This window comes from Spirosoma terrae (assembly GCF_010435915.1).
Classification (GTDB): Bacteria; Bacteroidota; Bacteroidia; order Cytophagales; family Spirosomataceae; genus Spirosoma; species Spirosoma terrae.
On sequence record NZ_JAAFZH010000005.1, the window covers coordinates 304,458 to 330,341 of the forward strand.

Here is a 25,884-nt window from a genome sequence, read left to right on the forward strand (position 1 = left end):
GAAATATAATCAACCGAAACGTTGTGGTTGAGCAAATATAACGGCATATATGGGATTATTAGCGGTTTGTACATGGATCTCTGGAATAGAATCCTGTCTTCTTCCGTACACCAACGTCCGGAAGAAGACAGGTGCATTTACTGGAGCATAGGTTCCGGACCTCGAAAAGTATCCTGCTTATCAATACGAGGTAGTTTAACGGGGCGTCCTTCGCGGGCCGACTGGTAAATGGCTTCCATAATTCGTTGATCCTGAAGACCCTCTTCGCCTGTAGAGTAGGGAGCTTTTTCGTCCAGGATACATTCCGAGAAATAATCCATTTCCGTTGCGAACTGATTCTTAGGCGTAATACTCACGTTTTCCTGCCGTACGATCTGACCGTCGGCCCTTGATGTAGTCAATTTTTGTCCTGAGTAGGCGTAGGCATTGGCCAGCTCATACCAGCCGCGTTCGGTCATGATCCGGTACTGACGAGAGTCATGAACGTTGTAATGAGTGGCACAATTGGCAATGATGCCGCTGGGAAACTTCATCTGCCAGGAACACACCTCCTCCACTTCCTTGAACAGAGGATTATTCGGGTCGCTATAGGCGTAACCCATAACTTCGATAGGTTCTTCACCGAGAATGAATCGGGTCGTGTTCAAACAGTATAGACCGATATCTGGAAGGGCACCACCGCCCGCCAGCGCCTTAATATGCCGCCAGTGTTTTGGATTAGCCGACGACTGACAGTTATAGGCATCCACAAACTTAGTTTTACCATATTCGTTTTTCCGGATTTGCTCGCGAACGTACCGATTGTAAGGCTCGTAGTGAATGCGATAAGCAACCATTAACTTACGATTGGCTTTTTTGCACGCATCAATCATGGCCTGACATTCGGCCGAGGAGTTGGCCATTGGTTTCTCGCACAGTATATGTTTCCCGGCCTGGGCTCCGCGTATGGTGTATTCCGCGTGCATGGAGTTCGGTAAAATGATGTAGATGACCTGCACGTCCGGGTTGTCTTTGAGCTTGTCGTACTGTTCGTAGCTATAACAACTGTCGGGTTTGATACCGTACTGGCTGGCTACTTTCTGCAATTTTTCGGGATTGCCACTCACCAGCGCAACGGGTTTCGATTTTTTACAGGCTCCAAAGGCTGGCAACACTTCTTCCAGAGCCAGATGACCCAGTCCAACGATAGCGTATCCAATTCGCTGATCGCGTGGCAGGGGAGTTGGTACGGGTCCCGATGCCCGATCGGCGTCGGATTTCCAGGCTTCGAGTTCAATCGGTTTGTCGGCGGCATCGGGCACTATGGCCGGAGGAGAATAGGGGGGAGAAGTAGGCACTTGCTGGCCGGTTGGGGCTTTATAGTTACTACGGGTAGGCACCGGATACGAGGGTGCCTGGCCGTTCGACTGGCAGGAAACTACCAGCCCACTGGCCATTCCCATGGTCGCTACCTGTAAAAAACCTTTTCGGCTCAACAGGGGAGTTGAAGCGCTATAGGGTTCGTTTTCGTTCGTCATGTCGTTGAGCAAAAAATAAGGAGTCAATTAATCTAATGACTACAACCTGCTTATGGCCAATGTTTCCACCTCTAGGAATGATCTTATAAAATGGTCAGCCTGTTGCCAACTTCCCCACGTAACGGGCTATAGCTTACCGTCTCTATGTGGGTCACAAACTAGAATTACAGTTAATTTTCGTGTATATACATCTATGTCAAAACTTTCCGGTTGAACGGTTTGTCTTGACCTCTATGCAACAGGAACAGCAACGACTCGATCAGGAATGGAACAAAGAAGCAAACTGGTATCAGTGGGGGCCTTATGTGAGTGACCGGCAATGGGGCACTGTCCGGGAGGATTACAGCGCTGATGGTACGGCCTGGGCGTATCTGCCACACGATATGGCTCGATCCAGAACGTATCGATGGGGTGAAGACGGCATCGGCGGTATTTCCGACAATACACAAACGCTCTGTTTTGCTCTGGCCCTCTGGAACGGCAAAGACCCCTATTTGAAAGAGAGGCTGTTTGGTTTATCGAATGGGGAGGGTAATCACGGGGAAGATGTCAAAGAGTTATACTACTATCTCGATAACACCCCGACTCACAGTTATATGCGGATGTTGTATAAATATCCGCAGGCCGCTTTTCCTTATGAGAAATTACGGACAGAAAACGCTCGGCGCTCATTAACAGAACGGGAGTATGAGCTGTTAGATACGGGTTTGTTCGACGATAACCAGTATTTCGACGTTTTTATTGAGTATGCCAAAGCCGATACCAACGATCTGGCTATTAAGATTACCATTCATAATCGGTCTGAGAAAGCTGCTCCTTTATCTATTTTGCCTACGCTCTGGTTTCGGAATCGCTGGTCATTCGGGCTCGAAAAAGAGCGGCCCCGAATTGAACGGATGGAAGCCAGTTCTGACGGGGTTTGTCAGGTTCGGGCAATGCACGAGCGATTGGGAGCGTATGTGCTGAGTTTTCAGACACCCGAACAGGTGCTCATGACCGAAAATGAGACTAACCAGCAGCGGGTACTGGGAAAGGAGAATACCAGTCCGTTTGTGAAGGATGCCTTCCATGACGCCGTTACGTCCAGGCAGTACGCTCCATTTAATCAGCAGCCAGATGGATCAAAATGTGCCGCTGTATACAACGTAGCAGTTGGGGCCGGAGAATCTGTCGAGATACGGTTACGTTTGCATCAGCAGGAGATCGATTCGCCGTTGGGTGAGTCATTCAATCAGTTGTTTGCCAGTCGTCAGCAGGAGTCGGATGATTTCTACGCCGATTTGACCACTGGACTTTCACCAGATGATGCTCAGATCAAGCGACAGGCATGGGCGGGTCTGCTCTGGTCGAAACAATACTATAATTATGCCGTTGCCAGGTGGTTGAAGGGCGATCCGGGTCAGCCGATGCCGCCACCCGAACGATGGCACAGCCGGAACTCAGACTGGCAGCACGTCAATGCGGAGCATATTCTGCTGATGCCCGACAAATGGGAATACCCCTGGTTTGCGGCCTGGGATTTAGCCTTTCATGCTACGGCACTGGCCCCGGTCGATCTGCGTTTTGCCAAAGAACAACTCTATCTGCTGGCCGATCCGAACTACCAGGGTACCAGTGGACAACTCCCGTCGTATGAATGGGATTTTTCGGCTAACAATCCACCCATCCGAGGAGGGTTTGCCTGGTTATTTTTTGAGCAGGAGCGACTGGACACTGGTGTTCGGGATACAGGGTTTTTAGCGATTATGTTTGACCGGTTGCGTGCCAATTACGAATGGTGGTCAACACGAGCGGGTGGAAAGGTCAGTAATCTTTTTCAAGGTGGCTTTTTAGGCCTGGATAACGTAAGCCTTTTTGATCGTAGCGAGGGAATCCCATCCGATGGGAAGTTAGATCAGGCCGATGCTACCGCCTGGATGGCAACCTACACGGTTTATATGATGCGTATTACGCTTGAGCTAGCCAAAAGCGATCCCGAGACGTATGAGCCCATCAGTATTTACTATTTCGACCGTTACGTCCAGATTGCCAAAGCCTTGCAGGATATTGCACTCCTGTGGATTACGGACGATGAAAGCAACAATGGTTTCTCATACGATGTGCTGCATTTACCCTCGGGTGAGTCTATTCCGCTGGCGTTACGCTCGATGGTGGGCTTGTCGAATTTGTTCTGTGTGATGACCATGTCGCTGGAGCAGGCTAAGGCCTTCCCGGCTTTTTACGGACGAGTTCGGGGCTATATTGACGAGCAGAAGGTCGAAAAATCCTGCTATCTGGTAGTAGAAGAAGATCCCGAGCAGGATTGTATGCTTTTTTCACTGCTTTCCTGCGATCAGCTGGAACGTCTGTCCAGTTATTTGTTTAATGAGGCTGAATTATTGGGCCCCGGTGGCATACGGTCGCTCTCGAAAGCGTATAAGCAACCGTATGAACAGAAGATAGCGGGAGAACGCTACGAAATTCATTACGTACCGGGCGAATCTGATTCCGGCATGTACGGAGGGAATTCAAATTGGCGGGGACCGGTCTGGATGCCCATGAACTACCTGCTGGTTAAAGCGCTTGAGGAATTCGGGAAATACTATGGCGATCAGATCAGTGTCGAATTGCCTACAGGAAGTGGTAACTGGGGCAATTTGAGTCAGGCAGCCGAATTTCTGACGCAGCGTATGTGGAGTATCATCCGGGCGGACGATCAGGGAAAACGACCTTGCTATGGAAATGACGCTCAATACAGCAAAGATCCCTATTTCAAAGACCTCATCTTATTCTTCGAACATTTCGACGGCGATACGTCTCGTGGGCTGGGAGCCAGTCATCAGACCGGTTGGTCGGCCATGCTAACCGTTCTGTAATCGCCAATCGGATGAATGCACTCCGTTGATTAATCTAAATTGGTGGTAATCATAACCTGAAAAACATGGGAAGACATATCGCCTTCCCATTCTTTCTGTTGCCAGATCATATACCCGATTTCGGTATCAATCTTTTTATTCCATCGGTAGCCGACGGACGTGAGCAATCGATTCTGATCGAAAAAATCACCGTTGACGTTTTGTTTGTTATGTACGTTCGCAAACAATTCATTCTGGAGGTTTACGTACATTCCCTTGCTAAAGTCGTTGTTAGCAATAACGGGAATTTGTAAAGCCAGAAAGGCGCGGGCTCGTTCTGAGAACAGATAATGAACGTCTTCTTTAATAAACCGTTGTTCGAAACGAAAGCGAGCTGTAACTTCTGATTTGCCTATCGTCGACTCAAACAGATACTGTTCATAGATTCTGTTTTCAATCTGACGATCGACACCATCTTCCTGGCGTTCCCAATCGCTTTTATAGGCGTAACCCAGCGCAACTGAATGCTTTTTGTTCAGGTTATACGCTACTCCAGAACGTAGCAGCAACGTATTGACATACCGGAGCTGGTCAGCAGATCGGACTTGCGCATCGAACAGAATCGCTACTTTTTTAGTAATCGTTTGGGTATGGGACAGGAAAAACCAGCCTTTTGTTTCGGGCGGTTGGGCCAGAATCCAATGCGGACACCATAACAAAACCAGAAAGAGAGTCGTACGTTGAGTGAAGCCCATGAAAATCGAAAGAGCGTATAGGGTATATCTCCAGAAATCAGTGGATTGTTCAGGCGTAAGAGAAACGCTGGTTCCTCAATCACGAAGCATTTGATTGACGGAGCACTGAGTATATGGATTACCAACGTATCAGTCCACTAATGCTTTACGCTGTGTCTCTGTGGAGAATAAGTTTACATACGTGTTGCCCCAACGAACGTGAAGAAGTACTGAAAAAGAGAAATAATATACCGGTATGTAATCGATAAACTGGTATAGTTTTGTGCTAATAAACTGATAAAGATAGTATGAAAGCTGTTGTTTTAACCGATTTTGGGGGAGTAGAAAACCTAGTCACTGATGACGTAGCAAAGCCGGTTGTGGCCGATAATGAGGTACTGGTTCAGGTAAAAGCGATTAGCATTAATCCGGTAGATGTAAAAACGCGTTCCGGCAAAGGGGTGTCCGCACTTTTCGAAAATGAGCGCCCAATGATTTTGGGATGGGATGTATCGGGCGTTGTTGCTGAGTCGAAATCGCCTTTGTTTGCGGTTGGTGATGAGGTGTTTGGTATGGTTAACTTTCCGGGCATTGGTCGGGCCTATGCCGAATACGTAGCAGCACCGGCCAGCCATCTGGCTCTAAAGCCAGCCAGCGTAACGCATGCTGAAGCGGCAGGGGCCAGTCTGGCGGCACTGACTGCCTGGCAGGCCCTGGTTTCGCACGCAAACATCCAGCCCGGACAGCGTGTACTGATTCATGCAGCCGCGGGCGGTGTAGGGCATTTTGCCGTGCAGATTGCCAAACAACTGGGCGCTTACGTTATCGGTACGTCATCAGCAGGCAATAAAGATTTGGTGCTGTCGCTGGGCGCTGATGAACATATCGACTATAAAGCTCAGGAACTTAACCAAGCCACTCAGGCTATTGATTTTGTACTGGATACCCTTGGCGACGAGACGATCGATCGATCGCTGGAGGTGATGAAAAAAGGCGCTACCATCATCAGTATTCCGTCGGGGAAAAACGAAGCCGTAAAAGAGAAAGCCCAGGCAAAAGGAATGATTGGCTATCCGATCCGAGTACAATCGAACGGCGACGATATGAAAAAACTCGCCGATCATCTGGCGAACGGAACCATCAAATCGTACGTATCACAGACGTTTGCTTTCGACGACATACAGAATGCGCATCGACAGATTGAAACGGGAAAAACGCAGGGTAAAATAGCGGTTCTGCTGTAAGGCAATAGTAGCTGTCAATTGATGAGTGGAAGCGTCACCACAAACTCGTCCTCTACTTCATGGATGGTCGGTAAGGGTTGATTAAGAATCTTATATTTCGACCAGATATTGGACAGACCAACCCCATTGGAAGCCACCCGAACCGTTTTTCGCTGGATGGTATTACGTACCTGAAGGTGATCGCAGGGACTGGAAATGATAGCGATTGTCAGGGGTTTGTCGGGAAGGATACTATTGTGTTTAACCGCATTTTCGACCAGCAACTGAAGTGTGAGCGGAGGAAGTTGCCGGTTCAGCAGGGATGGCTCTACTGCACATTGTATACGTAACGAGTCGCCATGCCGGGTTTTTAGCAGATGGCAGTAAGAGTGAATGAATGCCAGTTCCGCTTTTAACGATATCAACGTCTGATCGTTGGCACGTAGTAAATACCGGTAAACCGAGCTTAACTCGTCCAGAAAAAGGCTGGCTCGCTGGGCGTCGTCTTCAATCAGGGCACTCAGCGAGTTCAAACTGTTGAACAGGAAATGCGGGTTGACCTGCGCCTGCAAAGCCCGTATCTGAATTTCGTTACGTTCTTTTTCAAGACGCTGAAAGGCGAGTTCGGCTTCCAGCTGGTCTCGATGATGCTTCTGGCGTTCGTTGGTTAATTCCTGCTCCATAACGGCGCTACGTACGGCTACCTGTCGCTGGCGGTAACTTAGGGCCAGCGTAAAACAAACCAGTTCGGCGGCAATACCAAGCTGCATATAGGTGATCGATACGTTCCAGAACGGCCCCGACCAGTCTTCGCTGGGCGAAGAAAGCGACAGGAACATGGATGTTAAACCACCAACGAGCAGAAATCCGGTTCCCAGCGCATAAATGCGGGCTACGGAGGTTCTCAGCGTCAGCATCTGATAAATACCATATACGCCAAGCACCGCCATAGCCAGTCGCATAGAGATGAACGTGCTTTCGTAAACTGACTGATTCCAGCCGAATAGCTGGTAGCAAAGAATCAATTGTCCGGCCACATAGGCAATAATGCCGATTTTAACGTACTGCAAATGCTGGTAGAAACGAGCTCGTTGTCGACGTAGATCCAGAATGGCGTCGGCAAAATCAAAATACACGTAGTACGCACCCATCGGGGCAACAGCCCGAACAAAATAGTTGGTTTCGGTCGAAAACCAGTCCCGGAATTCATAAACGCGTAAGCCAAAGTAAAAGAGCCAGGCCAACATATAGAGCGTATACAACCCATAGATCCGATCCCGATAGGAAGTCCATTGTACTACGTTCAGTAGCATGATCGACAGAACCATTCCGGTAAAAACAGCTCCCCAAATCTGAAAGGTCATAAGGCGTAAGTGGCTAGGATAGTAGACTATAAACCAGAACGCGACAAAGCCCCCGGCGAACGATACGTTACCAGGGGCATTGTCAATAACGCTACGTGGCTACTTATTTTTCAATGAACACGTTGGTCTGGGCGTTACTCTCGAATGTATTGGCGGTGGTGAGATCGGCGTTGGCTGAAGCGCCGAAGGAGACGAAAACACCGTAGCCACCGCTGCCGCTGATCTTACCATTCTTAATGGACACAGCCGCTTTATTGCCATAGATAGCAATGTTGGCTTTCTTGCCCGACACGATGGTGTTGCTACCTCCGTTACTAACGTCTACGTTTTCCAGGACATTCTTCGAATCGGTCGAATAGCAGATCAGCCCGCGCCAGTAACCAGCGGTTCGGTCGGCACCGGTCAGCGTAATTTTTTGGGTAGCTGTCCCTTTAGCCGATAAGTAGCCATCCGTATTGATACGAATAACAGCATCGCGATTCATTTCTAGCGTAACGCCGGGGTTTAGCTTCCAGCCAGCGTTTACGGCAAAATCGCCACTGATCCGATAGGGTGTTTTATCCGTAAAACCAGCCCAGACGATTTCGCCGTTGCCTTTGATGGCGGATTGATAAACATCCACTACGTTACGTCCATTGCCACCGGTGAACGTCGAGGCCGCATCCAGCCGGGTGGCATTTTCGGCATTCAATAAGATACCGGCCTCTGAATTGTTTGTGAATGCGTTCTGAGCAAATTCGCGGAGGATAGCGCCATCGTAGACATAAACGCCATAGCCATCATTTTGCGAAAACTGACAGTTCTTCAGGCCAATTTGTGCTTTGCTTCCGCCCGCCATATACAGAGCGGCTTTGGTGGTGGAAAAGATGGTTCTGCTTCCGGCGTGCATGACATCGACGTATTCCAGTGTGTTCGCGTTGCTGCCCGAATGGAAGGCTATGCCCGCCCAAAATCCTTTGGTTTTCTGAACGCCCACAAACTTGATCCGGTTGTCGGCGGTGCCTTTGGCGATGAGCAGACCTCCGCCGTCGTTTATAGTCAACCGAACGTCGCGTTCAAAAGCGATGACAACGCCCGGATTGATCGTTAGCTCGTGCGATACGTCGATGCTTTTGGTTACGATATAATCGGGCAGATCTGGGTTAAGCACGCGGTCGACAAGGGTCGTTTTAACGGTAATGTTGGCTGTAATGGCCAGCGGTTCAGCCACCGAAGCGGTGACAAGGACCTTGTCGCTGCTTTTGCCATTTGTGCTCGTCACGGCCAGTTCCAGTTCATACTCACCAACTTCGTCTGGCTTGAACGATGGTTTAAACGAGGTGGCATCTGTTAAGGTTGCGGTACTTTTGGCGGGCTTACGGAGCAGGGTCCACTGGTAAGACAATGGTTTGCCATCGCTGTCTTTCGACGCCGACCCATCGAGCGTAACGGTCTGGCCAACCTGGACGGGCTGATCTGGACCCGCGTTGGCCGTTACGGAGCCCGCTGGGGGAACATCATTCTCTTTTTTGCAGCCGGTTAACAGGAACAAGCCACCCAGGATAAACAGAACGAAACGTCTGGCAGTAATCGATGGTAGTCTGGTCGTATAGAGGAAAAGGTTTTGAGAAATGTATTGTTGCATAAAAGGCTGCGTCCGCAGTAGTTGTTGTTTAAGCAGATCAAAAGTATTGGGCTGCCTTCCGGGCGGAAACAACGAATAGGACGAACTGTAAAAACTTGAGGTTGAAATGGCTGTAGGCTGGCTTCTATTGAATGAGTGGTCAATACCGGTAAAACCAATAAAAAAAGCCGCGAAATTGGCGGCTTTTGGGCAATGAGTCAATACGTGCTACGTCCTGTCTGGTATCTACAGCGAGGAAAGCAGGAAATAGTCGTAAATAGTGCGGGTTACTTCGGCAATGGCTCGTTCGCGGGAGTTTCCGTCTTTTTTGGAGGATTTGACGAATACCGAAATGGCAACGTGTCCGGCATTGTCGGGCAACGTAATGATGCCTACATCGCTGGCGGTGAGGCCAAGGGTTCCGGTTTTGTGCAGGACTTCGGTGTCGGGCGGTAAAGCACCTTTTAAGCGAGCTAGACCCGTTTCGCAGCGACGCATAATATCGAGCAGGAGTGTTTGCGTATCGGGTTTCAGGACTGGCTTTGTGTAGAGTTTGGTCAGCAGGAGTGTCATCGCTTCGGGCGTAGACGTATCGCGGGGATCGTTTTCGAAGGCTAGATAACTGGCTTGTCGGGTTGCCGACGTAGCGAATTTAGCCAGCGAATCGTAGCGAACCTGCGACCAGGCCTGGTTGATATCCATCGGAATGCCAACACAATCGGCAATGAGCCAGGCGGTTGGTCGGTCAACCTGAAGCCCCTCGATGCCCAGCCGGTTCATACAGGCATTGACAGCCGCAGAGCCACCTGCCAGGCGCAAACAAATGTCAGTGGCACTATTGTCGCTGATGAGCAGCATCAATTCCAGTAAGCTCCTGACCGACAGTGCCGCCGGAGCAGCGGTTGAATTCGGCCAGTTAAACCGCCCGGAGATCATACCGCTACCGGGATGTAAATCATTTTTTTCAATAGTAATTAGCTGATCGAGCGAAATGGCCCCACTGTCGACACGGCTAAGCAGCTGAGTGGCAATGGCTACTTTGTAGGAACTGGCCATTGGATAACGGTCTTTGCTGTTTTGAAGGATGGTCTTGCCGCTTTCGATATGAACCGCGCAGATGCCCACTTTGCCACCGGAAATGTCGGACAGACGTAGTAATTCACGCTCCAGACGGGCCGGAATGGCTGTTTGTGACTCGGGAGTCGATTGTTTGGCGGTTTTGGCTTTCTGAGCGAAGGCGAATTGTATACAGAAAAAGGCTAAAAGAGGGAGTAGTTTTTTACAGCTCATATTGGATGAAGAAAAGTAGGGATGTGTACGTTGTAAAAATAAACATCCGCGCTACGTATCGATTGCTTTCTGTGATTCATTCAATCTTTGCGTCGAAAAATTCTAGCAACGGGATAACAGGAACGTAATGTCGGATCTGGTTGGGCTTTTTTGGTTGGCAACGTAACGAAATCGGTGATGGACTTATAAAATGGCAGAGTTGCACGAGGACGAACTATTAGTCATTTTTGTGGCTACAAGCAGAATTTGTCTGCTTTGAACTCCAACCGAACCAACCATGAATGAGCAATCGCGCAGATCATTTGTTAAAAGTAGTGTTGCCGCCGGTTTAGGCGTTACGATTCCTGGAATGGCTACGGCCGAAATGGCCCCCAAAGAATTGTTTGTTCATCACGTACTGTTTTATCTGAAGAATCCAGAGAGTCAGACCGATAAGGCTAAATTGCTGGAAGGACTGAACAAGCTGGCAAAGTGCCCAACCATTAAAATGGTCCATATCGGAACGCCAGCGGCCACAAACCGTGAGGTCATTGACCGGAAGTATGCCTATTCATGGCTTTGTTTCTTCGATAGCCCGGCTGATGAAGAAAGCTATCAGAAACATCCGATTCACGATGATTTTCGGAATAACTACGCACACCTTTGGGAAAAAGTAACGATCTACGATTCGGTCGGCCCTAAGCGCTAGATAATAGGTTTACTGAACCATATAAGTACGACGTAATAAGGAGAATAGCCGGAGGTTATTCTCCTTATTGTTTTGTGGGATAAAGATGTCGTAGACAGCATCCTGCTGTCTGAGTTGCGACAGCAACTAACAAGGTAGTCTGGAAACTCAGACAGCATCCTGCTGTCTACGACATCTTTATCACGCTGTCTAGCTAATTCATGGTATGTGTTGTTGCATTAGGGGCGGTTCCTGCTACGTAGTTTGGTGAGGCCGCCGTGGGATTATTGCCGCGCGTTAATGAGATAATGGCCCCAGTTAGCACTAAGCCGGTCATCGTCAGATAGACATAGTGCATACCATACAACTGCGCGGCTGTTGATTCCGGATTTAGTTGATTCCCTACCGCAAACCGATTGCGAAGACTATACCAAACGGCGGCTGCCAACGCAATACCGACCACAAAGCCCAGGTTTCGCATAAAAGCAATCATACTGCTGGCGATGCCGCGCTGGGAGAGCGGTGCCGCATTGAGGGCACTGCTGCTATTGGGAGACTGAAATAGGCCAAACCCCAGACTAACGAGTGAGCTGCGCCAGATGACATCCTGCCAGGTCCAGCTGGTATCCAGAAAAGAGAAAGCGAAATAGCCACAGCTCGTAATCAGCAGACCTGCACTGGATAGCCACCGTACATTTATTTTGCCGGATAAATAGCCGCCAAGTGGCGCCACAATGCTCAGTGTCAGTGGCCCGGCCAGAAGAATCAGCCCGGCCCGAGCTGGGTTTAACCCAAGTAACTGTTGCAGAAAAAAAGGAATGACGAACAAGTTAGCACCGGAAGCAACAAAGCCACAGAAAGCCGCCAGAATAGCTGACGTAAAGGGTCGAATGCTGAATAGGCTAAGACGTAGCATGGGTTCCGTAACGCGCTTTTCCCAACCCAGAAAGCAAAGCAGGAGAATGCCCCCAACAGACAGCAACGTAATAACTGTTACGTTATCCCAGCCATAACTGGGTTCGGAACCAAAATCAAGCCCGGTCAACAAAGTTGTAACGCCCAGGAGGAACAGCCCGGCACCGACTAAATCGAAACGCTGGCCGGTAACTTTCGGACTTTCGGGTAAAACTGTCCAGGCTCGCCAAATGGCGATCAGGCCAATAGGAACATTAACAAAAAAGATACTCGACCAGCCAAATTTGCTCAGGAGTAAACCACCAATAACGGGGCCTGCGCTGGAACCTGCCGCTACGATTGAGCCCATTAGGCCCAGCGCCTGTCCGCGCTCTTTGGGCGAAAATGAATCACTGATAATGGCTGGACCGATGGCATAAATCATAGAAGCACCCAAACCCTGAACAATACGGAAAGCAACCAGCGACCACAGATTCCAGGCCAGGCCGCAAAGAAAAGAGCCGACTACAAATACGCTAAAACCAGTAATATAAAGTTGTCGACGCCCCGTCCAGTCGGAAAGTTTACCCATGATAAGCAACGTACTGGTTGTAGTGAGCAAGTAGCAGAGAACCACCCATTCTACGCTATCGCCGGTGCCAAGATCCCGGCGAATGGTTGGCAACGCAATGTTAACGATACTGCTGTCGAGCGTAGACATGAATGTCCCGAACATGACTGTCCCGAGGATAATCCATTTTTTTGGTGATGATTCAGTGGTATTGATAGACGATGTCACAGAAATCGTTGCTTATTATTTTCTCCTAACGTAATGAACTAGCGGGTTGTTTGGCGATTTGATAGCTTCTCACGCCATTGTTGCTGCTCTGTCAGACTACTACTTGAGGGTTAAAGAAACAATTTAGCTGAATGTTCCATGCTTTCTAACCGCATATGGCTAGCTGCATTTTTCATATATGGTACTATTCGTAACTCAATTATACAATCAATCTACGTTTTCGTCTCCTTAAAAATTACTCATTTGTGATTATAGCTATTATGCCTAATATAATTTGGTTCTGTATTGTACTTGCCTTTTGCTATATCGTTTCAGATGGATTTAGTGATTTATAAAATTGTAATCTTGGTATAATTCCATTTATTCTTTGCTTTTCAATGATATTTAATGTCTTGTTAAGTATTTATACTTAATTACTATATTGGTTTTTTGTAATTGTTGTTGTTTGATGATTTGTATTTTTCCTGATAAGGGATAGGATTAAATAAATATTAAAACTAATAATGGATACTTTATTTATTTCATTATTTAAGTATAAAATTCTGTATTAATTGATAGAATTATTAATATATATAGCATTTATTGTTAAAATCGTTATTATATTTTATAGTGCTTTGGGTCTTATTTTTCGTGGGTATGTATAATTTTTTTTATAATTACCCTTGCATTGTAAGTTTCGACATCTATTTTTGCAGGCAGTGATTTATAAGTATTCTAACCTAACTGCTCTGAACTGTTTATGAGGAGAAATTTACTATTGAGCCTCCTGTTGGTGTGCTCAACCTGTGTTTTCGCACTAGCGCAGGGTCGAACGATTACGGGAAAGGTAACTTCTGCTGAAGATGGTAGCCCGCTTCCTGGCGTATCCGTTGTTGTAAAAGGAACTACAACTGGTTCCGTGACAGATGGTGGTGGGAGTTATTCGCTGTCTGTGCCAGCCAAAGGGGCATTGGTCTTCTCTTTCATTGGTATGGCAACGAAGGAAGTTGAGATCGGGGCTAACTCGGTAGTAAACGTAAGTTTGGCCAGCGATACCAAGCAACTGTCAGAGATTGTTGTAACAGGAACTGGCGTAGCTACCGACAAACGCAAACTGGCTATTTCGGTAGAATCGGTTTCGGCTAAAGATCTGCCACAGGCTCCTTCGGCTTCGATTGATCAGGCCCTGATCGGAAAAATTCCGGGGGCGCAGATTACCAGCCGGAGCGGTACGCCGGGTGCTGACGTAAACATTCTGCTACGTGGTATTAACACGATCAACCGGGGAACGTCGCCGATGATTCTGATCGATGGTATCCAGATGGGATCGACCAGTTTGCAAACCATTGATTTGAACTCCATTGAGCGTGTTGAGGTCGTTCAGGGGGCTGCTGCGGCTACGATCTACGGTGCTCAGGGTGCTAATGGTGTTATTCAACTGTTTACCAAAAAAGGAAAGAATGGTCAGTTGAATATCGATATTTCGTCCAGCATCGCTCAGAATACATACCTGAACGTGGGTGGAGTTAGCAAAGCCAAGTTCCATGCGTTTGCTACCGATGCGAGTAACAACATCATCGGTGCATCGGGTAAGCCAATCACATTTGATGCGACCAATGGCATTTACACGGAGAACGTACAATATAACTCCATTGATCCAACGGCTACGAACAGCAAGCCTTACGACGCGAACCTGCAATACCATGATCATTTCGCGTATTTCTTCAAGCCTGCCAACACCATTAATAACAGTATCGCTATTTCGGGTGGAAGCCAGAAGTCAGATTTTAGTCTGTCGGTTTCGAACAGCCATCAGGAAAGCAACATCATCAACAACGGCTATTTTGACCGTAGCAACCTAACTGGCAACATTGGTACGCAGCTGGCTCGTGGCCTGACGCTACGTTCGATTACGCAGCTGGCTTATACAAAAAATACGCTGAAGTCAGTTGATCGGACCATCATGTATAACATGCTGAATGCTTATCCGCTGGCCGATTTTTCGTTGACTACAGCCGACGGTTCTATTCCGCTGAACATGAACCAGACGATCGGTATCAATGCCTCGAACCCATCGTTTCGTCAGGCATATAGCCGCAACAACGACAACAAAGTCGACATTATCCAGAACTTCAACCTGAATTACAAATTCCCGAAATTTGTTGAGCTGGACGCAAAATATGGCCTGAACTATCAGACGCAGAACCGCGATCTGGAGTACATGAACCAGTCGAACAATGCGAACATTAAGTACTGGTTAACGCAGGGAACGGCAAGCTACCTGTCTAACTACAACACCAACAACACGGGCGATCTGACCAAGTATGTGAACAGCAAAATGTTCCAGAACTTCCTGGCCACCGCTACGTTGGTATTAGACTTTAAAGAAGATTTTGCGTCGAAACTGCCCATTAAATCGGTGACACAGGCTCTGTTCGACTATCGGAACAGCAACCTGAAAGAGTACACCAGTGTAGCGCTCGGATTGCCTGCGGCTTATGCACCTTATAATGCGGCCAACACGACGTCGTGGCGTATCTATCGCGATTATCAGGAGCCTTTCATTACGTATGGCTATCTGGTTAACCAGCGATTTGAAATTGGTGATTTTGCTGGCTTGTCGGGCGGTTTCCGGAGCGATTACTCATCGGCTTTCGGTCAGGGATCGAAACCGTTTACGTTCCCTCGTGGCGATGCGTTCGTTCGTCTGTCGGCCTTGCCATTCTGGCAAAATAGCTCCGTCAATGGCTTCCTGCCCGAATTAAAACTACGGGCTGCTTATGGACAGGCAGGTATCCAGCCAAAACCATTTGACCGCTACGTAACAATTACCCCAACGACACTCGGCGCCAATACGGCCTTCTATTACGCAAACGGACAAAGTAATCCGGCTCTGGGCGTAGAAGTATCGGAAGAGATCGAAGTAGGTACCGACATGGTATTCAGCCTGTTCAAAGGGTCGAGTTGGCTGAACGGTATTGCCATTGCGGCTACGTACTGGGACCGTAAAACCAAAGACGCTATCTATTCGGTAGACGTAGCGCCATCGATTGGCTTGGGTACCTTGATCGATAATGCCTTCACGTTGGGCTCGAACGGTATTCAGCTCTCGTTAAACTCTACGGTTTATAATGGTTCGGATCTGAAATGGAACACAACGGTCAACTTTGGTAAGCAAAGCTCGAAAATTATTTCGATCCGTGGGGGAGCACCCGTCATTGTGACCTCAAATGCTGGTAGCACCAACTACGTACTGAAAGCGGGAGAGAAAATAGGTCAGCTATACGGATTTAAGTCGATCAGCAGCGTTGATGCCCGCGATCCTAATGGTAACTACTTTATCCCACAAGCTGAGCAGGAGCAATATACGGTGGCCAGCAACGGATTTGTGGTGAACAAAGCGACGAAACAGCCTTATTTCACGGCCGATAAATACAGTTTCGGTGATCCAAACCCGAAATTCAACATGTCGTTCATCAATGACTTTTCGTACAAAAACTTCCTGACCTTTGGCTTCCAGTTTGATTGGGTTGCTGGTAACCACCTCTACAACCAAACGAAAGAATGGATGTATCGGGATGGTATCCACAGCGATTATGCGAACCCATTCACGATTGATGGTCAGACGGGCGCCTGGACGGCTTTCTATCGGGGGGTATACGCACAGCGCACGGCAAACGGTACGAAAGATTATTTCTACGAAGATGCTTCATTCCTGCGTCTGAGAAATATTCAGGTCGGCCTTGATTTTGCGAAGCTGTTCAAGATTCCAGCCACCAAAAAACTTCAGTTAGTACTGGCTGGCCGCAACCTTTGGACCCTGACCAAATACACTGGTTTCGATCCAGAAATTAGCTCGGGTACGTCGAACTCTGCCTGGGACAGAGGAACGGATCACAGCACGATGCCAAACTTCAGATCGTATCAGGCTACCTTGAACATTGGTTTCTAAGAGCACCATCGTAAAAAATTGATCGTATGAATAAGTTTAAGATATATGCCTTAACGCTGGCTTTCTCCGGCTTAATGGCCTCTTGTAAAGAACAACTACAGGTAGAAAACCCCAATCAGCCGTCTTCTCCGGCGCTGAAAACGGAGTCTGGTTTGGTATCCTTTGGGGAAGGGTTCTATATTACGGGTTTCCGCGACGTTAAATATTACGATGGCGTGCCTGGTTATTTCTGGTCGGGCGCTATTGGGAATCACGAACTGATGGGCGACGTAATCGGAACCGATATTGCGAACGTCTTCATTAATCAGATCGGCTGTCCGGATCAGATTAAACTGGACGATGGCTCGATCCTGACCAACCCCAACTCGCCAAGCAAGCAGATTGATTTTATCCGAATCACGGCGAACGTCAACTCGACGGGCTATCAGAACTCGACCTACTATGAGTGGGCCTACATGTACAACATGAACAATGCGGCCAACACACTGCTGGCTAACATTGATGGTGTTACGTTCACGGGGGAGGCCGATACGAAAAAAGCTGTGCTGAAAGCCTGGGCTTACTGGTGGAAAGGCTATGCCTACTCTCGGATTGGCTCGATGTATTACGCTGGTATCATCAACGACAAAGCCAATGGCGAGATGCTGAATGGTACCAATGGTAACTACGTAACGAAAGAAGCCATCATTGCCGAAGCGAGTAAGAACTTTGATCAGGCTATAACTATCCTGAACACATTGACTGCAACCGCTGATTATACCGCAACCATGCAGGGGCTGATTCCAAGCTTCAACCGCGTAGGCAAAGGTGGGGTTCTGAGCCCAGCGATGTGGATACGTAACATCAATACGATGAAAGCCCGGAATATTCTGGTTAATACGCGTGTTGCATCCATGACTGCTGCTCAGTGGGCCGAAATCCTGACATTGACCAACAGTGGTATTCAGGCGGCTGACCTGGTGTTTACAGGGCGTTCGAACGCAACCGGCGATTTCCTGTCACCGACAACAGGTACTGTTTCTGGAAAAACTACGGGGGCTAACAATACGTACAAGATTACAGAGCGCTTGATTCAGGATTTCAAACCGGATGATCTGCGGTTTAAAAATAACTTTCAGTCACGTCCCTCGGCTTATATCGGCGAAACCTCTCGTGGTAACTCATTCTTCACGCGTTGGAACCTGGTTAACCGTGGTGCGTCTGGTTCGGAAGGAAGCGCTTCTGTTATTACGTATTCGAACTTAAACGCAGGTGGTTACGAGTTGTATCTGGCCAGTTCATATGAAGAAAACCAATTAATGAAAGCAGAAGCGTTGATCTACACGGGCAAAATTGAAGACGGCCTGGCGTTGATTGATGAAGTTCGTAAAGCACAGGGCGCTGGTTTAGCAGCGGTTGCTGGTACTGGACTGACGCTGGATGCGGCTAAAGAAGAACTTCGTCGTGAGCGCCGGATTGGTTTATTGTTCCGCGCGCTGTCGTTCTACGATGCTCGTCGCTGGGGCTTACTGGAAACGGGCCGTACCAATGCAGTGGCACTGAGCCGCACTGGCGTAGTGAGCACGAAAGCAACCATTACGTATGGTTATCTGGATTATTGGGATGTACCCGACAACGAAATCGCGTATAACCCACCTGCCAGCGGTAGCGCTCCAATCAAAAATCCAAAATAAATCAGATCGTTAACGGATTGTATCTGAGATGACAAAAATGCCCGGCCTGTTGTAGGCTGGGCATTTTTTATTCGACGTAGCGTTTAGATTCCTGGATGCAGTTTGAGAACGGAAGTGCCTTTCGTACCTTTGTACTTCCTGAACAGTGCGGGTTGGCTTATCGCGGCTGAGCAATCAGATGAGGAAAGTCCGGGCAGCACAGAGCACTCTACTTCCTAACGGGAAGGCGGACGACTGGCGACGGTCGTTCGACAGCCAGGGCAACAGAAAATATACCGCCAGATTTTTTAATGGCGAATGAGTGACTGATAGAATGAGTGAATACCGTCCGGTAAACCTGTTTTGGGCCAGCTATTCACTCATTCTATCAGTCACTCATTCACTCATTAAGTTCTGGTAAGGGCGAACCGGTGGGGTAAGAGCCCACCGCCCAGTGGGTGACCAGTGGGGCACGGTAACCCTTAGAGGCTGAAAGACCAAATAAGCGTCGGATGTGGGGCTGCTCGTCCCCGTTTTGGAGCCATCCAAATGCCGACGCGGGTAGGTCGAAGGAGGTGGTTGGTGACGACCATCCTAGATAAATGATAAGCCATGCTGACCGGCAATTTTTGTCGGTTGGCAGGACAGAACCCGGCTTATAGACTCGTATTGGACAGGTTTTACGTATCGTGCTCGTATGTCATCCGCTCAGGAAAGAACAGGCGAGCACGATTTTTTGCTTTTGAGACGACGTACGATGGAAAACAAATAATCCTGATACTGATGTGAAAGTTTTCTGTAACGCATTGTGTTGTAGGTTTATTTTTGTACTTTTGCGGCCACGTTTTATGCAGGGGATGCGTCCCCAATCAAAACCAACAAGCACAAATGGCTGTTAAAATTCGTTTATCGCGTCGTGGACGCAAAAGAATGGCGATATACGACATCGTCGTCGCTGAATCAACTTCTCCTCGTGATGGTCGTTTCATCGAGAAAATCGGTTCGTATAACCCAAACACAGATCCTTCGACGGTTGTATTGAAGTCGGAGCGCGCTGTACATTGGTTAATGGTAGGTGCTCAACCGACCGATACCGCTCGTTCGGTATTGTCGCACGAAGGCATCATGTACCGCAAACACCTGCAGGTTGGCGTTAACAAAGGCGCTATCACGCAGGAACAGGCTGATGAAAAATTCACCGCCTGGAAAGAAGATAAAGAGAATCGCAAAGCAGGTGCTGCTGACACTAAAACTCAAACTAAAGAGCAGGCTCGTGCCGCTCGTTTAGAAGCTGAGAAGAAAGTGAACGATGCTCGTGCAGAAGCAATCGCTAAGAAAAACAAAGTAGAAGAGCCTGAAGCTGAGGTTGCTGCTGAAGCTCCGGCCGAAGAAGCGCCAGCCGCTGAAGCTACCGAAGAAACTCCGGCTGCAGAATAGTTTTTCAAACGCACCGTTAATTCGGGAAAGTTGTTAATAAAGAGCCTGTTCATTGATGGACAGGCTCTTTTTATGAATAAGTCGACCTAAATCGAGGTTCCGATCCGATGTCGTACTTTTATACTAACAAGATGGTTTCATAGCCGCGTTCTATATGACTAAAGACGATTGTTATCAGGTAGGCCATATTACCAAGACGCACGGCGTAAGTGGTGAACTGGTCCTTTTTTTAGATGTCGATAACCCCGACGAATATGCCGATCTGGAATCGGTATTGCTTGAGGTGAAGGGGGAGTTAGTTCCTTATTTTATTGAGTCGATTGCCATAGTAAAAGGGAGTCGGGCCATTGTTGCCTTCGAAGATGTAGATACCATTGAGCAGGCCGAACGGCTCATAAACTGTGGTGCTTTTTTACCGCTTGACGAACTCGAACCGATTACCGACGAAACTCGGTTCTACTTTCATGAAATAGTAGGTTACCAGGTCGTTGACGCCAGCGAAGGCGAGTTGGGGACCGTGCGTGGCGTATACGCCATGAATGCACAGGATCTGATTGCGATGGATTACGAGGGTAAAGAGGTGCTTATTCCGATCAATAGCGATATCGTTCGGACGGTTGATCGGGCTACCAAAAAACTCAACGTAGTGCTACCCGACGGCCTACTCGCTATTTATATGGAAGAGAATAGCAAGGACCAGCCAGAAGGGGAGGGCGATGAACTCGATACCGATGAGGATTGATATTATTACGTGTTTGCCAAAACTGTTGGAAAGCTTTTTCGCTCATTCGATTTTGCAGCGGGCGCAGCAGGGAGGCTATGTTGACGTAGTTGTTCATGATCTGCGCGATTATACCGCTGATAAACACCGCCGTGTCGATGATTATCCGTTTGGGGGAGGTGCGGGTATGGTTATGCAGATTCAGCCGATTGCAACCTGCATCCGGGCGTTGCAGGCAGAACGTACCTACGACGAAATCATCTACATGACGCCCGATGGAGAGCGGCTGAATCAGAAAACAACCAACTCCCTGTCGTTACGTCAGAATCTGATTATCCTTTGTGGGCATTACAAAGGGGTCGACGAGCGCGTTCGTGAATTATTCATTACCAAAGAAATCAGCATTGGCGACTACGTATTGAGTGGTGGAGAATTGGCAGCCTGCGTACTGTCCGATGCCATCATACGACTGTTGCCCGGTGTGTTGAATGATGAGACGTCGGCACTGACCGATTCGTTTCAGGATAACTTGCTGGCTCCACCCGTTTACACTCGCCCGGCCGAGTTTGAGGGCTTACGGGTTCCGGATATATTACTATCGGGTCACGAAGCCAAGATCGATGAATGGCGGTATGAGCAGGCATTGACCCGTACGCGGACGCGCCGACCCGATTTGTTGGAAGAGTGATTAGAAGCGTCAAGGGATTTCAAAAAGCCGGGCAAACCGGCCGAGAAGTTGGCGAGCGTAACGAGTTACTCTAGTAGTCATGTAAAAGGCCCAATCGTTTTGATTGGGCCTTTTTACTAATTGACGGGATGTGAGCTGACAATTTTACAGTCGCATCGTTTGGTTTCTGCAGGTAACGTAACGGGTTTGTCAAAAAAGCCCTTGGCTGGTAACGTCCGGGAAAACGTAGTGAACTTTTCTTTTAGCAGCTTTCCTGATTCATCATATGCCCTGATTTTGACTGAAATGTCGTTGTGGGAGCGAGTGGATAAATTCTGGACTGAAACATTAACCGTAGACGTTACTAAAATATTATCCATATCTGAACAGTCGACGGCCAGATCAACGGTTTGTGGGGTAAAGGAAGAATGATTGTACTGCGTATAGAAATACAGGGCAGCACCTCCCAGAATCACCACAACTACAATAAGTCGTATGAGCGCTTTCATTGGTTAATCAATTTCGTAGTTAAAGCCAACAGGCGTTTTGGAGCTGGCAAATCGTGTCAATAACGACGTATCATCCGGCTAACTTGTGTCCTATTGATTGAGTCCAGATTCCTGGAGTCGTTTTTCTTCTTTTTCCCGTCGCTTGCGTTCCCGCCGTTCCTGACGTAGCTGTTTTCGGGTCTTAACCGTATCGCCGGGCGCGGTTTCGCCTGAGAATTGATCATTGGGGGTTGGCTGAATAACCGGCTGCTCGTCGTTTTTAGTATCCCGGTCACTTTTGTTACCCCGGAATAACCGACGGAAGAAGTTGCCAATGCCGTTCCCTTCATCATTATCACCATCAACGTCAATAGGTTCCATCATGAGACTATCGCTCGGATAAAGCGAATCGACCGGAGCAATCTGACGACGAAGTCCTTCCCGTAAACGAACGTCATAAAAACCATAAGCGCCTGAATCAGGGGCCGTCAATCCTCGGCGAGCCATGATTTTACCAATCAGCCGGAAGTAGCCCCGAACGTTACGTGCCTGAAGTGTACCATCTGGCAGGAACCAGTCCAGTGCTCGTTTGGGGCGCGGGACTACGAAAGCCAGGAAGATACTTTCGCCCAAATTTAAATCAGAAGGTCTTTTGGCGAAATAGTACCGGGCGGCTTCACCGATTCCGTAAATATTCCGGCCCCATTCAATGATATTCAGGTAAACCTCATACATACGTTCCTTGGGAACAATATGCTCATTCTCGATCAGCCAGACAATCAGTATTTCCTCAATCTTCCGGGATAAGGTTTTGTTCCGGTTCAAAAAGACGTTCTTCACCAACTGCATCGAAATCGTACTGGCACCACGCTTGAACGACTTTTCCTTGAAGTTGGTCGCAATCGATACCCGGAATGCTTTTTCGTTGAAGCCTTTGTGGGTGAAGAAATTATAATCTTCGGACGTGAGCAGAGCGTTACGTAGATCCGGCGAAATTTGCTGGAGTGGCGTATAGTCTGGATTCTCTGGCCCGACAATAATATCCCGAACGGGTTTATCTTTTTCGTAAGGCGTATAGACGAAAGATCGGTTAATCTCGCCAAAATCCGTAGCACCCATTTTTAAGATGCGGAAACCGTCGGCGGTAAGACCTGAATCAAACTTTACGGAATCGGGCAGCGAGGTATCCAGATGGAACGCCATATCGTACTTGAGCTTACCCGTCACCTCCATATCTTCCAGCGATTCAAATAATCCCTGCGGAAAGGAATTGAAGATTGCCTGCGCGTTCAGCGGGTCAGTGTGTAACTGAACCTCGTAAATTTTAGTCGGCTTCAGCGTGTACTTAACGAACGGGCGAGCACTGACTTCACCCAGACGTAACACGGACGAACTATCGACCCCAACGTAGTTCTCGCCCACAAACAGCTTGGCCTCGATTGATGCCTGGGGAACCAGCACGTCAGTACGGGCAACGGCTGGATGGTTGATCCGTAAATTCTGTACTGAACCGGCGCCTTCCATTCTGAATTCGTCTCCGGCCCGATCTACATCGCGGAGCTGAGCCCGAAGAGTATCGGCCTGGAGCATCAAATTAAAATGCTTCTGAATGAGCGGTAACTCCAGCGGTTTCCCTTCGGCATACAACGCCAGATCATATTCCCGATCGGCGGGGTCGGCGGTTCCCGTTACGTGCCAGGTAGCCTGATTGCCGTTGAGCTTTATGGTCGACGTAACCGCTTCGTCGCGGATGGTAGCGGTTTGGGTCAATAAGCTGATCGTGTCTTTTTTGTACTGTCCGCGAAACTGAAGATTGCTGATATTCAGATCGTCGGGAATTTTAGACAGAATATTGTCGATCAGATTTTCGGCTACATTGGAGAGGTCGGTCTGTCGGGATTTATCGTTACTGGCGGTTTGCGTAGAGTCGCGATTCCGACGTAGCAGGAAATCGATATTAGACAGCGAGTCGCGTTTGATAACCTGGATGAGGCCATTTTCGAGCGTCATGCCAGACAGCCCCACTTTACCAGCCAGTAGTGGCCAGAAGCGAACAGCCACTTCTACGCGCTGGATGCGGGCAAGGCTATCGCGTTTTTCAGGAACAACCGAAATATCGGTAAAGGCCACCGAGCTTAAGCCGGTAAACCTGGCCGATCCGATCCGGACGTTCAGATTGTAATCGCGTTTGGCTTTTCGAACGGCCCGATCCAGAGCTGTCTGTAACAAACTTTCGCGTTTGGAGTAGGCAATACCAACGCCTACTAAACCTAGTAAAAAGATACTTAGACATACCCAACCGGCAATTCGGAGGGCTTTACGTTGACTATACGTCATGCTGCGTTACTATTCTCGAACCACAAAGATACGGTTTTCAGCGAGGAGTAAGGCCAGCAAGAACGTAGTAGCGAGAAAGGAACTGATAGATTTTAGGGAAAGGCCATCGACACTTTCCCTAAAATCTACTGATTATTTAAAATCGAGGTGGCAATTGGTCCAGCCATCATCGAAGCGAGTACCAAATTGCTGGTAGAAACCAATAGCTGGTTTGTTCCAGTCTAATACCTGCCACATCATACCCGTACAATGGGTTTCGTGGGCCATTTCGATGGTCGCATCCAGCAGAAGCTTACCAATTCCGTAACCGCGAAAATCTTCTGTTACGATAATATCTTCCAGGTAGAGCCGTTTGCCTTTCCAGGTCGAATAACGGAAATAATAGAGCGCCAGGCCCACAATTTTCTGTGATTCAGAGTCTTCGGCAACCAGCATGCCAAAAAGTGGATTGGGGCCGAAGCCGTCATCGGCCATTTGCTCGGCTGTGTTGGTTACCTGGTCGGCGGCTAGTTCATAAACGGCAAGTTCAGTTACTAAAGCAAACGCCTGTGGAATGTCTTCGCGGGTGCCGGGACGGATGGAAATCATGTAAAAATCAGTTTATAGACAATAAGGTGTGTGGTTGTTAGGTTGGCTACAATCAGTAAAATTAACCGTTCACTGGTCATCATTGATCATTTTCTTTTGCCATTTTTCTAAAGCGGCCTGAAGATCGTCGGGGAGTGACGAATCGAACTGAAGCCACTCCCCAGTGCGGGGATGTGTAAAACCCAGCGACTTGGCGTGGAGAGCCTGACGGGGGATGAGCTTAAAGGCGTTTTCGACGAAGGTTTTATACGTACCGACCGGAGTGCCACGCAGTATACGATCGCCACCATACATGGCATCATTAAATAGCGGATGACCAATGTGTTTCATATGTGCCCGAATCTGATGAGTTCGGCCGGTTTCCAGATTACATTGAATGAGCGATACGTACCGTAGTGTTTCCAGGGTTTTGTAGTGCGTAACGGCCCATTTCCCCTTGGCTTCGTCGTCGTAAATAACCTGCACTTTCCGGTCTTTGACACTACGTCCAATATAGCCCGTAATGGTTCCGTTGGCCGGATCGGGTATCCCCCATACGAGTGCGTTATAGGTTCGTTCGATGGTATGCTCAAAAAACTGCCGGGCCAGATGAGTCATCGCATATTCCGTTTTGGCGATCACCATCAACCCCGACGTATCCTTATCGATCCGGTGTACCAGACCGGGCCGAATAGCACCATTGCGGGACGTTGGCAGGTTTTGAAAATGGTAAACCAGTGCATTCACCAGCGTTCCGTCCCAGTTGCCGTGGGCTGGATGGACAACCATACCAGCCGGTTTGTTCAGTACCAGCAGTTCATCGTCTTCAAAAACAATCGTGAGCGGAATATTTTCTGGCTTAATGTCGGTATCGCGGGGCGGGTGCGGCAATGAAACCGTGATAATATCTGACGGTTTTATTTTATAGCTTGCCTTGGTGGGGTTTCCATTAACCCGTACCGATTCTACGTCGATAGCCGCCTGAATTTTCGTCCGCGTAGCATTTTGCAATCGATCCATCAGGAATCGATCGATACGTAGTAAACTCTGACCTTTATCGACTACTATTCGATGATGCTCGTATAATTCGTCATCTTCCGATAGTTCGTCTTCCGTTTCCGATACCATTTTCTCAGATTTGCAGCTTCGCTGAGCGATC

General features: G+C 48.4%; 18 protein-coding genes and 1 other RNA gene. 9 read left to right on the forward strand and 10 right to left on the reverse strand.

Annotation, left to right across the window (positions count from 1 at the left end; translation table 11 throughout):
• Positions 1-137 precede the first annotated feature (137 nt).
• Entirely contained in the window at positions 138-1,517 is a 1,380-nt protein-coding gene (locus GK108_RS14190; protein ID WP_163949278.1) for a Gfo/Idh/MocA family protein, read from the reverse strand.
• Positions 1,518-1,750: 233 nt separating this feature from the next.
• Between GK108_RS14190 and GK108_RS14195 the strand changes: the two genes are divergently transcribed.
• Entirely contained in the window at positions 1,751-4,372 is a 2,622-nt protein-coding gene (locus GK108_RS14195) for an MGH1-like glycoside hydrolase domain-containing protein (protein WP_163949280.1), read from the forward strand.
• A 29-nt stretch (positions 4,373-4,401) separates the two neighbouring features.
• Here the strand turns inward: GK108_RS14195 and GK108_RS14200 are convergent, their stop codons facing one another.
• Complete coding sequence (locus GK108_RS14200) at positions 4,402-5,106, reverse strand: DUF2490 domain-containing protein (protein ID WP_163949284.1); 705 nt, start codon at positions 5,104-5,106, stop codon at positions 4,402-4,404.
• A gap of 287 nt (positions 5,107-5,393) precedes the next feature.
• Here GK108_RS14200 and GK108_RS14205 point away from each other — a divergent pair, with 287 nt between their 5' ends.
• A complete protein-coding gene (locus tag GK108_RS14205; protein ID WP_163949287.1) occupies positions 5,394-6,329 on the forward strand; it encodes an NADP-dependent oxidoreductase in 936 nt (311 codons plus the stop codon).
• Positions 6,330-6,343: 14 nt separating this feature from the next.
• On the opposite strand, the gene GK108_RS14210 is transcribed toward GK108_RS14205, so the two are convergent.
• From GK108_RS14210 to bla, 3 genes are all read right to left on the reverse strand, one after another.
• Complete coding sequence (locus GK108_RS14210; protein ID WP_163949290.1) at positions 6,344-7,672, reverse strand: sensor histidine kinase; 1,329 nt, start codon at positions 7,670-7,672, stop codon at positions 6,344-6,346.
• 103 nt (positions 7,673-7,775) lie between these two features.
• On the reverse strand, positions 7,776-9,296 hold the full coding sequence (locus GK108_RS14215) for a right-handed parallel beta-helix repeat-containing protein (RefSeq protein ID WP_163949294.1): 1,521 nt from the start codon (positions 9,294-9,296) through the stop codon (positions 7,776-7,778).
• 225 nt (positions 9,297-9,521) lie between these two features.
• Positions 9,522-10,565 (reverse strand): class A beta-lactamase, encoded by a 1,044-nt coding sequence (gene bla, locus GK108_RS14220; RefSeq protein ID WP_163949297.1) that lies wholly within the window; start codon positions 10,563-10,565, stop codon positions 9,522-9,524.
• A 277-nt stretch (positions 10,566-10,842) separates the two neighbouring features.
• Here bla and GK108_RS14225 point away from each other — a divergent pair, with 277 nt between their 5' ends.
• Positions 10,843-11,253, forward strand: coding sequence for a Dabb family protein (locus GK108_RS14225; RefSeq protein WP_163949301.1), 411 nt, complete (start codon positions 10,843-10,845; stop codon positions 11,251-11,253).
• A gap of 193 nt (positions 11,254-11,446) precedes the next feature.
• Here the strand turns inward: GK108_RS14225 and GK108_RS14230 are convergent, their stop codons facing one another.
• Entirely contained in the window at positions 11,447-12,925 is a 1,479-nt protein-coding gene (locus tag GK108_RS14230; protein WP_317166527.1) for an MFS transporter, read from the reverse strand.
• 739 nt (positions 12,926-13,664) lie between these two features.
• On the opposite strand from GK108_RS14230, the gene GK108_RS14235 reads away from it, so the two are divergent.
• The 6 genes from GK108_RS14235 to trmD all read left to right on the forward strand — a co-directional run bounded on the left by GK108_RS14235 (position 13,665) and on the right by trmD (position 21,354).
• Entirely contained in the window at positions 13,665-16,856 is a 3,192-nt protein-coding gene (locus tag GK108_RS14235) for a SusC/RagA family TonB-linked outer membrane protein (RefSeq protein ID WP_163949308.1), read from the forward strand.
• Between the two features lie 26 nt (positions 16,857-16,882).
• Positions 16,883-18,529, forward strand: a complete 1,647-nt coding sequence (locus GK108_RS14240) for a RagB/SusD family nutrient uptake outer membrane protein (protein ID WP_163949311.1) — start codon at positions 16,883-16,885, stop codon at positions 18,527-18,529.
• Positions 18,530-18,673: 144 nt separating this feature from the next.
• An RNA gene (gene rnpB, locus GK108_RS14245) (RNase P RNA component class A) lies at positions 18,674-19,183 on the forward strand.
• Positions 19,184-19,396: 213 nt separating this feature from the next.
• Positions 19,397-19,945: a 30S ribosomal protein S16 gene (locus GK108_RS14250; protein ID WP_163949314.1), complete on the forward strand. Its 549-nt coding sequence runs from the start codon at positions 19,397-19,399 to the stop codon at positions 19,943-19,945.
• A 154-nt stretch (positions 19,946-20,099) separates the two neighbouring features.
• The gene (rimM, locus tag GK108_RS14255) at positions 20,100-20,687 is read left to right on the forward strand and encodes a ribosome maturation factor RimM (RefSeq protein WP_163949317.1); all 588 of its coding nucleotides are present in this window, start codon (positions 20,100-20,102) and stop codon (positions 20,685-20,687) included.
• A complete protein-coding gene (gene trmD / locus GK108_RS14260) occupies positions 20,677-21,354 on the forward strand; it encodes a tRNA (guanosine(37)-N1)-methyltransferase TrmD (RefSeq protein ID WP_163949321.1) in 678 nt (225 codons plus the stop codon). The genes rimM and trmD overlap by 11 nt, the downstream gene beginning before the upstream one ends.
• Positions 21,355-21,470: 116 nt before the next feature.
• Here trmD and GK108_RS14265 read toward each other — a convergent pair whose 3' ends face one another.
• The 4 genes from GK108_RS14265 to GK108_RS14280 form a co-directional block, all read right to left on the reverse strand.
• The gene (locus tag GK108_RS14265) at positions 21,471-21,842 is read right to left on the reverse strand and encodes a hypothetical protein (RefSeq protein WP_163949324.1); all 372 of its coding nucleotides are present in this window, start codon (positions 21,840-21,842) and stop codon (positions 21,471-21,473) included.
• Positions 21,843-21,932: 90 nt separating this feature from the next.
• On the reverse strand, positions 21,933-24,158 hold the full coding sequence (locus GK108_RS14270; RefSeq protein ID WP_163949327.1) for a transglycosylase domain-containing protein: 2,226 nt from the start codon (positions 24,156-24,158) through the stop codon (positions 21,933-21,935).
• Positions 24,159-24,290: 132 nt separating this feature from the next.
• A complete protein-coding gene (locus GK108_RS14275) occupies positions 24,291-24,746 on the reverse strand; it encodes a GNAT family N-acetyltransferase (RefSeq protein WP_163949331.1) in 456 nt (151 codons plus the stop codon).
• 69 nt (positions 24,747-24,815) lie between these two features.
• Positions 24,816-25,853: an RluA family pseudouridine synthase gene (locus GK108_RS14280; RefSeq protein ID WP_163949335.1), complete on the reverse strand. Its 1,038-nt coding sequence runs from the start codon at positions 25,851-25,853 to the stop codon at positions 24,816-24,818.
• Positions 25,854-25,884 lie beyond the last annotated feature (31 nt).

Coding starts and splice junctions, on each gene's coding strand:
- GK108_RS14190 (WP_163949278.1), bottom strand. CDS start 1,517: ATGACGAACGAAAACGAACCCTATAGCGCTTCAACTCCCCTGTTGAGC.
- GK108_RS14195 (WP_163949280.1), top strand. CDS start 1,751: ATGCAACAGGAACAGCAACGACTCGATCAGGAATGGAACAAAGAAGCA.
- GK108_RS14200 (WP_163949284.1), bottom strand. CDS start 5,106: ATGGGCTTCACTCAACGTACGACTCTCTTTCTGGTTTTGTTATGGTGT.
- GK108_RS14205 (WP_163949287.1), top strand. CDS start 5,394: ATGAAAGCTGTTGTTTTAACCGATTTTGGGGGAGTAGAAAACCTAGTC.
- GK108_RS14210 (WP_163949290.1), bottom strand. CDS start 7,672: ATGACCTTTCAGATTTGGGGAGCTGTTTTTACCGGAATGGTTCTGTCG.
- GK108_RS14215 (WP_163949294.1), bottom strand. CDS start 9,296: ATGCAACAATACATTTCTCAAAACCTTTTCCTCTATACGACCAGACTA.
- bla (WP_163949297.1), bottom strand. CDS start 10,565: ATGAGCTGTAAAAAACTACTCCCTCTTTTAGCCTTTTTCTGTATACAA.
- GK108_RS14225 (WP_163949301.1), top strand. CDS start 10,843: ATGAATGAGCAATCGCGCAGATCATTTGTTAAAAGTAGTGTTGCCGCC.
- GK108_RS14235 (WP_163949308.1), top strand. CDS start 13,665: ATGAGGAGAAATTTACTATTGAGCCTCCTGTTGGTGTGCTCAACCTGT.
- GK108_RS14240 (WP_163949311.1), top strand. CDS start 16,883: ATGAATAAGTTTAAGATATATGCCTTAACGCTGGCTTTCTCCGGCTTA.
- GK108_RS14250 (WP_163949314.1), top strand. CDS start 19,397: ATGGCTGTTAAAATTCGTTTATCGCGTCGTGGACGCAAAAGAATGGCG.
- rimM (WP_163949317.1), top strand. CDS start 20,100: ATGACTAAAGACGATTGTTATCAGGTAGGCCATATTACCAAGACGCAC.
- trmD (WP_163949321.1), top strand. CDS start 20,677: ATGAGGATTGATATTATTACGTGTTTGCCAAAACTGTTGGAAAGCTTT.
- GK108_RS14265 (WP_163949324.1), bottom strand. CDS start 21,842: ATGAAAGCGCTCATACGACTTATTGTAGTTGTGGTGATTCTGGGAGGT.
- GK108_RS14270 (WP_163949327.1), bottom strand. CDS start 24,158: ATGACGTATAGTCAACGTAAAGCCCTCCGAATTGCCGGTTGGGTATGT.
- GK108_RS14275 (WP_163949331.1), bottom strand. CDS start 24,746: ATGATTTCCATCCGTCCCGGCACCCGCGAAGACATTCCACAGGCGTTT.
- GK108_RS14280 (WP_163949335.1), bottom strand. CDS start 25,853: ATGGTATCGGAAACGGAAGACGAACTATCGGAAGATGACGAATTATAC.